Below are 11899 nucleotides of genomic sequence, written 5' to 3'. Positions count from 1 at the left end.
GAAAAAATAACGGTGTAGCGATTTAGATATAAAAAAGCCCGCACAACATTAAGAAGTGCGGGCTTTTATAGTTAAGATTCATTACACAGAAACTTACGTTAGCGTTTAAGTTACCTAACTTAAGCTACTTAGTGTAGCGCTCGAAATCTTCTGCAGTATTCACCTGAACGCGCTGCTTAATAATGGACAAAATCCACTCTTTAGCTTGCTCAACTGGAACACCATTCAATTGGCTACCATCGCGGAAGCGGAAGCTCACAGCATTGTTGTTCACATCCTCTTCGCCGGCAATCAAAGTGAAAGGCACCTTAGACTTAGAAGCGTTACGAATCTTCTTGCCGAAGCGATCGTCAGAGCTGTCCATTTCGCAACGAACCATGTTCTCTTCCAAATCGCTAATGAACTTTTGCAAGTGTGGAGCGAACTCGTCTGCAACAGGAACGCCAGTTACTTGAACTGGAGCCAACCATGCTGGGAATGCGCCTGCATAATGCTCAAGCAAAATAGCGAAGAAACGCTCAATAGAGCCGAAGAGTGCACGGTGAATCATCACAGGACGCTGGTGGCTACCGTCAGCCGCAATATACTCCAGCTTAAAACGCTCAGGCAAGTTGAAGTCGAGCTGAATAGTAGAAACCTGCCAAGTGCGGCCGATTGCATCGCGAGCTTGCACGGAAATCTTCGGGCCGTAGAATGCAGCTCCACCTGGATCGTCCACGAGTTCCAAACCAGAATCTTTAGCAACCTCTGCCAAAGTATTAGTTGCTTCTTCCCAAATCTCGTCAGAACCGACGAACTTATGCTCATCCTTAGTGGAAAGCTCCAAGTAGAAGTCGTTCAAACCGAAGTCTTTAAGAAGACCAAGCACAAAGTTAAGCAAGCTCTTCAACTCATCGCGCATTTGCTCGCGAGTGCAATAAATGTGCGAATCATCCTGAGTCAAGCCGCGCACACGAGTTAAGCCATGAACAACGCCAGACTTTTCGTAGCGATACACAGTACCAAACTCAAACAAGCGCAAAGGAAGTTCGCGATAAGAACGCTGGCGAGACTTGAAAATCAAGTTATGCATTGGGCAATTCATTGGCTTCAAGTAGTAGTCAGCGCCTTGGCGAGTTACGTTACCGTTTTCGTCGCGCTCTTCGTCAAGCTTCATTGGAGGATACATGCCATCCTTGTACCACTGCAAGTGGCCGGAAGTTTCATACAAGCCGCCCTTAGTAATGTGCGGAGTTTGTACGAAGCTGTAGTGATGCTTGCGATGCTGTTCGCGGGAATAATCTTCCATCGCGTTAATAATCGCAGCACCCTTTGGATGGAACACTGCTAAGCCTGGACCAATCTCATCTGGGAATGAGAACAAATCCATCTCTTGACCGAGCTTGCGGTGATCGCGCTTAGCGGCCTCTTCCATGCGAGTTGTGTAAGCTTTAAGCTCTTCCTTGCTAGGCCAAGCAGTGCCGTAAATGCGCTGAAGCATAGGATTATGCTCCGAACCACGCCAGTAAGCTGCAGCTACACGCTCAAGCTTAAAAGCCTTAATATAGCGAGTGTTTGGCAAATGAGGTCCACGGCACAAATCGCTCCAAACTTTATTGCCTTCGCGATCCAAATTGTCGTACATGCTAAGCTCATGCTTGCTAATTTCGCCAGCAGCAGCCGGATCAAGAGCAGCTTCCTTATCCCCAATCAACTCCAACTTATAAGGTTGATTTGCTTCTTCAGCGCGCGCTTCATCTTCAGTTACAACGCGACGACGGAAGCTTTGAGACTCTTTAATAATGCGCTGCATATGCTTTTCGATTTGCTTCAAATCGTCTGGCGTAAATGGAGTATCAACATCGAAATCGTAGTAGAAGCCGTCTTTAATTACAGGACCTACGCCCAACTTTGCGTCTGGTCGAATCTCTTGAACAGCTTGAGCCATCACGTGAGTAGCGGAATGACGCATGATTGCGATGCCATCTTCACTATCAAGTGCTACTGATTCCACGGTATCGCCGTCATGAAGAGGCGTGTACAAATCACGCAACTCGCCATTTAAACGCACGGCAATAATATTTTTATCTTCCGCGAAAAGTTCAACGCCAGTGAAGCTTGCATCCACCTCCTTGCGTTCCTCGTTTACGGTGATGGAGATGGTATTTTCAGCCATAATTGTCCTTTTCTATCGGGGTCTTGCGTTACTAATGTGCAGACCTGGACTTGTGTGGCGTCGATAAACTTACGCGATTAAACAATCAACAAAACGCGCAAAAACGACGTCAATCGCGCGCATTTTTCACGCGCAATTCGTTGACATTTTAGGACAACAGAGCGACTTTTAAAACTCTTTTGCTAGATAGCGTTTTCGGCTACTTTTTCTCGCCTTGCATGCAATCTCGATGAAAAATCATTAATTTTTATAAAAATACTTTCACCAATCTTGACTATTAAGAAGAAAGCTCCAGCGCAAATAGCAATAGTACCGCCTGCAGAAAGCTTCAGTATTACAGCTAAAGCTAGTCCAATTAAAGCAATCGAAACAGCAGTAATTACACATGCAAGCACAAATTTATTTATAGAAGCAATTCTTCCCTTTAATGCTGCAGCAGGAGCAGCAATAAGAGATACTGAAACAACTGTACCAACTGCTGGAATAATGACGGAAACAGTAATAATAATCAAAGCAAGAACCATGCCTTGTATAAAACCTGATCTTCCACCTGCAGCACGGTAATTAATCGGATCAAACGAGCAATGCACAAGATTAGCAGAATTAAAAATCCATAATCCCAAAACAAGCAAGAAAGCAACAGAGGCTGAAATCACGTCTGCAGGAGTGCAATTAAGCAATGATCCAGTTAAAAATCCCTCAATACGCAATGGCAATGGCGCAAACCACTTATTTAAAAAGTATCCACTAGCAAAGCCGACAGTTAAAGTAATGCCAGCTGCAGCTTGCGAAGAAATGCCCTTAAGATGCGAAAGTGCATACATTACTAAGGAAAGTACAACGCACGCAACAGCAGCACCGACAAAAAGCCCAAGAGACAAAATATTTTGATCTATTGTATAAGCAGAAGTTAAAACTACACCTAATACTGCTCCAGGAAAAGCAGCATGAGTAATAGATTCAGTAAAGAATATTCGCTGGTTAAGAAGCGCAAGAGAGCCAACAAAACCGCATAGAGCACCTACAACAATTGCTTCAACTATAGGTAGAGCGATAATTTGCCAAATACTTACCATCTATTCCCTACCTTTATAAGATTTTGCTAAAACTTTCATATCGCTACCGCTTGTATGAGTTTTATGCGCAAAAACTATAGATGAAATAACTTGGAACAGCCAGCGCACAATAAGCACAACTACGAACATTGCACACATGCTTAATGCAATTGCAGCTTGAGGAGAAATAGGATGATCAAGCTCCAAATTCATAACGTACATACCAAGAACAACTCCAGCAATACCAACAAAAATACCAACTGCAACCATGCGTCCAACTGTTCTAGACACCAAGCGAGCACTAGCTCCTGGAATAATAAGGTATCCAATCACAAGAAGAACACCAACAGCTGAAGATGCAGAAACAACAACCGCAGCGATACCAACGTTAAGAACAATATCTACAAAAAGAGTATGAACTCCCATTAATGGAGCACTTGCTCGATCGAAAGCAACAATAATCTGCTGTTTCCAAGTTGCCAAAAGCACAATAATTGCAAACAAACAAATCCACATTGCTTGAGTCATTCGCTCATCAGTGACATCAAGCAGCCTACCAAACATCAACGCCTCAAGCTGACCTGACATATCACCTTTTTTTAGTGAAATTACTACACCAAGAGCAAAGAAAGTAGTTAAAACAGTTGCGATAATCGATTCATTTATGCGAGCTGAACGAGAAGCCCACACTAATGCAGCAACTAAAAATACTGAACAAATTGCAGCACCAGGAATAATTTGATCTATGCCACCGTATAAAGCACCTACAACAATTCCAGGAAATATGCCATGCACAATAGCTTCCGCATTAAATTCAGCACATCTCAAGTTCACAAATACGCCAACGATTCCGCTAGCTATAGATAGAACTATAAGTAAGCAGAACGGGCGAAAAATATAAGGAGCAGAAGCAATAAAATCAAAACCAGGAATTGGTTCCAGAACTTCTCTTAATGATTCAACTAATTGGGCAAGCATTAATCTTGCCTTTCACTGATTTTTAAGCCATCGCTGAAAACTTCTTTCGAGCCTTCTGAAGAGCTTCCTTTAGAATCCTCTTCAGACATTTGCGAAAGCGTAAGACCTACAGAATCTGTTGGCATGCTTCCACCATATGCGCGAGTAATATTTTCTTTAGTCATTACTTCTTTAAGCGCACCAAAAGCAATCTGCTTGCCAGCTAAAAGTAGTGCTTTTTCACAAATAGCATCTGCAATAACTAAATCGTGCGTAGATACAACAAAAGCAATACCTTCTTGCTTTGCTGATTTCATAATATTAAGAAGTTCTCGGCGATTCGGTTCATCAAGACCATTAAAAGGTTCGTCGAGCAAAATAAGCGTTGGTTTTGCAACAATAGCGCGCGCAAGAAGAATGCGCTGTCGCTGACCGCCAGAAAGGTCACCAAATCGCACATCTGCGCGATTTAATAAACCAACATGATTAAGAGCATCCTCAACAGCTTTTTTCTGATCTTTTTTAAGCAATCCAAGAAAACCTGTCTGCCTACTTAAGCCCATTGCAACAACTTGACGTGCAGTAATCGGGAACGTTAAATCCAAATCAACCTGCTGTGGCACATATCCAATAGACAAAGCCTTAGGCATTTTCAGTTCACCGCGACTTACGCGCACGATACCAATAATAGCCTGCAAAAACGTTGTTTTTCCAGAACCATTTGGACCTATTAAAGCCAAAGCTTCCCCGGCTTGCACACTGCCATTAATACCGGTCACTACAGTTTTATAACCGTATGCCAGGTCGCAATTTTTCATTGCAAGGACGCTCTTATTCACTATATTTCCAGTCTTTTCAGTTTATTAATAAGTATTCGTAACAGTAACTTCGTTACTTCGCTATTAAAGTTTCGCTATTAAAGTTACTGTTACGATACTGTTATTTTTTACTGTTATTTATAAGTTACTTCTTCAATGCAGTCTTAACTGAATCTGGAAGTTCAGGAACATTACCATTCCAAGCTTTCACCAATGTTTCAACATTGTGAACGATGGAACCGATGTAAGTTTCGCCGGCAGATCCGACTGGTCCAAGCGAATCTCCATAAAGCGCATCGTCGCCAATAACAGCCTTCACTCCTGCTGCAGAGGCAACAGCCTTAATCGACTTGGAATTGTTAGAATTCTCAGCGAAAATCGCAACAGCTCCGGACTTCTTGACATCTTCTGCAGCTTTCTGAATATGATCTGCAGTAGCATCCTGCTGGCTGTTGAAATCAGAAAGTGCTGCACCAATGAACTTCACATTGTAGTCACGGGAGAAGTAACCGAATGCATCGTGAGAAGTGAAGAGAACACGATGCTTTTGTGGCACACTATTCAAAGCTTTAGTTGCCCAAGCATCCAAATCAGTCAAAGACTTAACAAACTTCTCAACATGCTCATCGAAAATAGACTTGCTCTTAGGAAGAGCTTTTCCGAGGAAATAACCGATATTCTTAACCTGAATCATAGTGTTCTTCGTGCTGGTCCAAATATGTGGATCGTACTGGAATTCAGGCTCCTTCTCGCCTTCCTCTGGAGGGAATGGCCACTTTTCAGCATGCACCTTAGCGATACCGCGATCAACCTTGTATGGAAGATCCTTTTCCTTAGAAGTCTCAGCCTTTGGATCCTTGATTTCGTCAGCAGTGAGAATACCGGAAGTTACACCCATAGTGCCCTTAAAACCGGTAGCTTTCACAGCTTGATCCAAGAAGTGCTCGAGATCTACACCAGAAACGAGCATCAAATCAGCCTTAGAAAGAGCTTTAGATTGAGCTGGAGTCATTTCATGCTCATGAGCAGAAGCGTTTGGCGCAAGCAAGCAGGTCAAATTAATTGTTGACTTTGCTTTGTCTTGAGGAGCTCCGATTACAGACTTCTTGCCCTGAGAATCCGTCTTATTGAGGCTCAATCCAGATTTTGCGTCAGCAGTTGAAGCGATTTGAGTTACGTAATCGCAAATTTGAGTTGTAGTTGCCACTACATTTACTTGATTGCCATTCGCTTTATTTTCGGCATTTTTTGCAGAGCCGCAAGCACCCATAGAAGTTGCTAATAATGCAACCGCAGCTGCAGTTGCGAAAATTCGTGAAGTTTTCACACTCGTTCCTTTCGGGAATCTTTAACTGTTATTGCATGGGTTGATTGTGAGAGGTACTCATGAAAGCTATTCATGAAAAAAATAATCATTCGCAATAACGCTTATAGCATAAGAAAAATATGTATGCCGGTCAATAAAAAATGTGAAAAAATATAATTATTTTTGCAAAAATGCGTTTCGCGAATTTTCCATCTGTTATAATGCAAAATTTCAAAAAAGACAGTGCTACTTTCTGCTTTATCTTGCAATAAAAAACGTTAATATGCCAACGAAAAAATAAATGTGATTATAACGTTTGAACAAATTTATCTAGCAGGCATTTTTGTTTATTTTTTACGCAAAACTGGCAGCGACACGCCATAGCACTTGCGACACGCAGAATAACAAAAAAATTACAAATATTTTCAAAACGTTTACAAATTGAAACAATACATAAGTTTAGGCAGCAATACACTTGTTTAGCTAACTCTGCATGTGCTTAACAGCAATTACACTTAATAATATGTTTGGCAATACAGATGGCATGAATTACGTTGCAAAACCCGACAGTTCGCACACTGACGATAAAAACTCTGCAAATAATGAAATATCAGTAGATATTCATCTTGCTTCCATAGCATTGCGCACGCCTCATGCAAGCGATAATAAATATTCAAGAGGCGTTCTAGGCATAATTACCGGATCAAACGACTATCCAGGAGCAGCAGTATTAAGCACAAGTGCTGCAATACATGCAAATATTGGAATGGTTCGTTATGCCGGTCCTCTTCGCGCACAAAACTTAGTATTGCAAGCATCACCTGAGGTAGTAGCATACGAACAATTAAACGGAAAAATCGACGCAATAACAGTTGGATGCGGCATACCAGACGAAAGTCATTGTAACGACGAAACGGCTTTATCTCAAAGAAAATACATTGCTAGCATACTTGCAAAATACTCCAACGAAAACGACAACAAAAACAAAAACGAAAACGACAACGCTGAAACGCAATTAAATAACAATCTTCCGCCAATATGCGTAGATGCTGGAGCATTAGACTTACTACCAAAACAAGTTTGCGAAAAAGTAGTTCTCACACCTCATGCAGGAGAATTAAGCTCGCTTTTTACTAGATACGATTTAGAAGTAAGCGCACAACAAATATCCGCTAACCCAACTCACTACGCTCAAAAAGCAGCAAATCTTACTGGAGCAACTGTGTTAGTTAAAGGCGCAACAACAGCAGTTGCATCACCATCATCGATGCACTCTCCTATTTATATTGCACAATACGCTCCATCTTGGCTAGCAACTGCAGGATCAGGAGATGTGCTAGCAGGAATTTTAGGAGCATTGCTGGCTCAGCACGAAAAAGATAACGAAAACGACAATAATAACGACAACGCGAATAACAAAAATTACGCACTTATTGCAGCGAGCGCAGCTGTGATTCACGGAGTTTGCGCAGTGTTTGCATCACGCAGTAGCGGTGGAAACAATTACACTCAACTAGTGCAAGACATAGTGAAATCAAAGCGTGCTTTAACTTTGGAACACCCAATTGTTGCAAGCGACATTATAAATGCATTACCGCATGTTCTTGGGATTCTTATTAATATAAAGTAGCGCGCAAAATAATATCAGCAATGCGCAAAATTAAACGCACGAAATTAACGGGCAAGATTAACAAGCAAAATTAACAAGCAAGATTAACGCACAAAACAAAATACGCGAATATAAAATAACGTATGAAACAAATAGGAGCCGTAGAAACAAATGACTAACGCACAAAATATTGAGATTCATGACGTCATGTTTGACTATTGCAAAGTTCTACTCGAATGGAATTGCCGAAACTGTTTGCAAAAGCAATTCCCGAATTTAGTTGATACTATTTGCCCTAATGGAAGCTTTGGAAAGAACGATTTAGCCGGCTTCTATGAATTTGAGGACCGCATGGATGGCGGCGAGCTTTTGAAAGATCTTATGCCTGAATACGAGCGTCGCTTTGGAAGCGAGCTTGCCTGCGCTTTCCGCTGGTATTGCGCTCATTATGACCAAGTTTTGACGCGCATGATGCCTGGAATGGTTGATTTATTGCATGATTTACGTAAAGCTGGATACGGCGTGTGGGGCTTAACGAATTGGTCTAAAGAAACTTTCCCGTTGGCGCTTAAAAAATTCCCAGAACTTTCTACTCTTTTGCAAGGAACTATTATTTCCGGTGTTGAGCATTTGCATAAGCCAGAACCGGAAATTTTTGAACTTGCTATAAGTAGATTTGGATTGAATCCGCAAACAACTGTTTTCTTCGACGATAAGCCAGCAAATATTGATGGAGCTCATAGAGTTGGCATGCATGGATTTGTTTTTACAACCGCAGAGCAAGCGCGTAAGGATTTAGCTTCAGTAGGAGTAAATCTTTAATAATTGCTTAAATATTTAGGTTATATTACTAAGGTCATGCGAAACTAAGGTTATAGCAACTATAGTTATAGCAACTAATAATTAGGTTATGCCTATACCTTTTGCTAGATTCGTTAGCGGCTCATTTATGTGATTTTTGATAATTATTTTAACTTTTAGCTCACGAAAGAAGCTCATATGACTTTGCTACAACTGAAATATATTGTAAAAATCGTTGACTGCGGTTCAATGAACGAAGCAGCACGAGCATTATATATTTCACAACCAGCATTGAGCTCTTCTGTAAAAGAGCTTGAAAGAGAACTTAATATTGAGATTTTCACTAGATCCACTCAAGGAATTGCATTAACAGCTGATGGAGCTGAGTTTTTGACGTACGCTCGACAAGTAATTGAGCAAGCAGATCTTCTTGAAGAACGCTACAAAAGTACTAAGCCTCGCCCACAATTATGCAGCGTTGCAACACAACACTATATGTTTGCTGTTGAAGCATTCGTCGACATGATTCGCAGTATTCATTCTGACGAATACGAGTTTTCAATTCGCGAGACGCGCACAAAAAATATTATTAAGCAAGTAAGCGATATGCGCGCAGACCTTGGAATTCTTTATCTTTCTGACTACAACAAGGATGTAATCGGCAAGCTGCTTCGTGAAAAACATTTGGAGTTCCACCCGCTTTTCCGTGCAAAATTGCATGTTTTTCTTTCTAGAAATAATCCGCTTGCAGCGCGAAAAAGCTTGAGCTTGGAAGATTTGAAACCGTATCCGTTTATTCAATACGAACAGGGAGAAGAAGGAAGTTTCTTCTTCGCAGAAGAGGCTGTTTGGCCTACTCGCCCACCGAAAAAAATCAACGTTTCTGACCGCGCTACCATTTTAAACTTTATTATTGGATTGAATGGTTACACTGTTTGCACTGGAATAGATAACGGCGATTTAAACAATGAAAAAATCGTCACTATTCCGCTTGAGTGCGATGACACTATGCTTGTTGGCTGGATTACAAACGAACGCACGAAGCTTTCAAAAGCTTCACTCGCTTATCTTACACAACTTAAATCTGTGCTTGTAAGACATGGCTACACGCTTATAGATTCACAAAATTAACGCAAGCCAAAATAACACAAGCTAAAATAACACAAGCTAAAAAACGACGCATAATAAAAGTTGTCCACATTTCTTTAATCGAATTGACGCTCACTTTTTCCATTCATAAAATCGCTATTAATTTGTTGCGAAGAAAAAGGAGGTGCGCGATGGGCATTATTAACGTAGCGGCAAAAATATTGGAAATTATGGGGCCAATGACAACTATGAAGCTGCAAAAGCTTGTGTATTATTCTCAAGCGCACAGCTTAGCTACAACTGGATTGTCGCTATTCCCGGAAGATTTTGAAGCTTGGACGAACGGTCCAGTTTCATTGGAATTATTTAACAGACATCGAGGAAGATTCACAATTCGCAAAGAAGAACTACTGATTTCTCTTCCAGAAAGATGCGCAACTTTAGACTATAAGCAGGTGAAAATCATAGAGGAAGTGTGCGCGAAACTGGGAAATCTTACAGGAAATCAGCTCAGCGAAAGAACGCATAAAGAAGATCCGTGGATTCGCGCGAGAATAGGTGTGCCAGAAGATAAGGGCAGCGAAGAGATTATTTCGAAGCAGTCAATTCACGACTACTATGTAAATCATCCTATTGTGTAAGCGCGCACATAGGCGGGAAGCGTAGCTTGTAGCAAAAACAGCAGGCAGCAAACGTAATACAATCGTGATACTTTGTAAAACGTTTATAGTGCATTGTAAAACAAAATAATACATTGTAGAATGTAATAAAAGTTGATAGATGAATATCAAAAACTAGAAAAACAGACAAAATTAACGCACTTATAGAAGTAAAGCACTATAAACATAAAATCAAGGAGCATATTATGACAATCAGCGCAACTGCAACGGCAACCGCAGCAAAAACAGCAACACCAGCAAAGACACAGGCAAAAACCGCAAGCATCAACGTGCGCGTCACAAAGGATGTTAAAGCACAAGCAGAGGAATTATTCGCCAGCTTCGGCATAACTCTTAGCGATGCAATCAACATGTTCTTGCACAAGTCGCTTATGGTAGAAGGACTCCCATTCGACTTAAAGCAGCCAAAATACAATAAAGAAACAATCGCCGCGTTTAAGGAAGCCGAAGATATTCTATCTGGAAAAATTCCAGCAAAACGCTATAACTCAGTATCCGAGATGATGGACGACGTTTTTAAGGAAGATTAATTATGCTTACTTTAACGTACACTTCACAGTTTAAAAGAGACATGAAGCGAATCAGAAAGCGCGGATACGATACACATCTTGTTGATATATTACTTGAAAAGTTACGCAACGAAGAGATTCTTGACGAATCGTACCAAGATCATCCACTTAAAGGCAAATACAGAGGATTCCGCGAATGCCATGTAAGACCAGACTGGCTGCTTATTTACATAATTAAGGAAAACGAGCTTGTTTTAACTGCTTCTCGCACAGGAACACACTCCGACGTATTCAACGAGTAGATTCTAAGAAATAAAGGCGAGCACATTGTGTTACAAGTGCCCACCTTAATTCATTAAAAACAGTTTTATTTATTTATTTATAAACACACCTAAATCAACCTAAATCGAACTAAATCTACCTAAATCAACCTAAATCGCGGTGCCGTGCTCGTCAAGGCGCGGATTCTGTTTAGAATTACTAAAGCTAAAGAACAAGCCAAATACGCCCAGCTCAAACAGAACTGCAACAGTTACAACAAGCACAATAGGCTGATTAGGAAGCCACATTATTACCAAGAAAGCAAGTGCGGAAACCAAAATCACAGCCCACGAGCAAACGCCAATAACCTTACGAACTGCGTTCCAAGTGTCGTCTACTGATTCAGTTCGACGAATATTTCGAGCAATTCTTTCTTCTTCAGCTGTAACATTAGAAGTTGGCTTCCAAGGACCAGTTCCCCTCTCTTGAAGTCTTCTAGAACGTTCTTGTAAATTGTATTCGTCAATCATGCCTCCGCGAGCGCGACCTTTTGTTTCGTCATATTGAGAAGGAATCCCCTTGCGACTCTGCCTTTCCTTCGCACGACGCTCTTTGCGGTTTGCCATGATTGTTCCTTTCTACATTGAATTTTCGTATAT

Annotated in this window: 12 protein-coding genes; 6 read left to right on the top strand and 6 right to left on the bottom strand. The window is 41.2% G+C overall.

Annotated features, from left to right (window positions below):
• Nucleotides 1-124: 124 nt before the first annotated feature.
• From thrS to HXT34_RS02310, 5 genes are all read right to left on the bottom strand, one after another.
• A complete protein-coding gene (gene thrS, locus HXT34_RS02330) occupies nt 125-2155 on the bottom strand; it encodes a threonine--tRNA ligase (RefSeq protein ID WP_421785305.1) in 2031 nt (676 codons plus the stop codon).
• A gap of 182 nt (nt 2156-2337) precedes the next feature.
• Nucleotides 2338-3231: a metal ABC transporter permease gene (locus tag HXT34_RS02325; RefSeq protein ID WP_004108805.1), complete on the bottom strand. Its 894-nt coding sequence runs from the start codon at nt 3229-3231 to the stop codon at nt 2338-2340.
• Nucleotides 3232-4188, bottom strand: a complete 957-nt coding sequence (locus HXT34_RS02320; RefSeq protein ID WP_415689812.1) for a metal ABC transporter permease — start codon at nt 4186-4188, stop codon at nt 3232-3234.
• Nucleotides 4188-4985, bottom strand: coding sequence for a metal ABC transporter ATP-binding protein (locus HXT34_RS02315; RefSeq protein WP_421785303.1), 798 nt, complete (start codon nt 4983-4985; stop codon nt 4188-4190). The genes HXT34_RS02320 and HXT34_RS02315 overlap by 1 nt, the downstream gene beginning before the upstream one ends.
• A 145-nt stretch (nt 4986-5130) precedes the next feature.
• On the bottom strand, nt 5131-6312 hold the full coding sequence (locus HXT34_RS02310; RefSeq protein WP_415682937.1) for a metal ABC transporter substrate-binding protein: 1182 nt from the start codon (nt 6310-6312) through the stop codon (nt 5131-5133).
• Between the two features lie 472 nt (nt 6313-6784).
• On the opposite strand from HXT34_RS02310, the gene HXT34_RS02305 reads away from it, so the two are divergent.
• From HXT34_RS02305 to HXT34_RS02280, 6 genes are all read left to right on the top strand, one after another.
• Complete coding sequence (locus HXT34_RS02305) at nt 6785-7921, top strand: ADP-dependent NAD(P)H-hydrate dehydratase (protein ID WP_415682936.1); 1137 nt, start codon at nt 6785-6787, stop codon at nt 7919-7921.
• A 150-nt stretch (nt 7922-8071) separates the two neighbouring features.
• Complete coding sequence (locus tag HXT34_RS02300) at nt 8072-8722, top strand: HAD family hydrolase (RefSeq protein ID WP_415682935.1); 651 nt, start codon at nt 8072-8074, stop codon at nt 8720-8722.
• A gap of 177 nt (nt 8723-8899) precedes the next feature.
• A complete protein-coding gene (locus HXT34_RS02295; protein ID WP_415682934.1) occupies nt 8900-9832 on the top strand; it encodes a LysR family transcriptional regulator in 933 nt (310 codons plus the stop codon).
• Between the two features lie 149 nt (nt 9833-9981).
• On the top strand, nt 9982-10431 hold the full coding sequence (locus tag HXT34_RS02290) for a Panacea domain-containing protein (protein WP_415682933.1): 450 nt from the start codon (nt 9982-9984) through the stop codon (nt 10429-10431).
• 224 nt (nt 10432-10655) lie between these two features.
• Nucleotides 10656-11000: a type II toxin-antitoxin system RelB/DinJ family antitoxin gene (locus tag HXT34_RS02285; RefSeq protein ID WP_415686801.1), complete on the top strand. Its 345-nt coding sequence runs from the start codon at nt 10656-10658 to the stop codon at nt 10998-11000.
• Nucleotides 11001-11002: 2 nt separating this feature from the next.
• Nucleotides 11003-11281 (top strand): type II toxin-antitoxin system YafQ family toxin, encoded by a 279-nt coding sequence (locus HXT34_RS02280; protein ID WP_415682931.1) that lies wholly within the window; start codon nt 11003-11005, stop codon nt 11279-11281.
• A gap of 129 nt (nt 11282-11410) precedes the next feature.
• Here the strand turns inward: HXT34_RS02280 and HXT34_RS02275 are convergent, their stop codons facing one another.
• The gene (locus tag HXT34_RS02275; protein WP_421785298.1) at nt 11411-11866 is read right to left on the bottom strand and encodes a tripartite tricarboxylate transporter TctB family protein; all 456 of its coding nucleotides are present in this window, start codon (nt 11864-11866) and stop codon (nt 11411-11413) included.
• Nucleotides 11867-11899: the final 33 nt, after the last annotated feature.

It is taken from the genome of Gardnerella sp. DNF00983, from assembly GCF_049244265.1.
Classification (GTDB): Bacteria; Actinomycetota; Actinomycetes; order Actinomycetales; family Bifidobacteriaceae; genus Bifidobacterium; species Bifidobacterium vaginale_J.
This window is presented reverse-complemented; position numbering and strand designations above follow the sequence as displayed.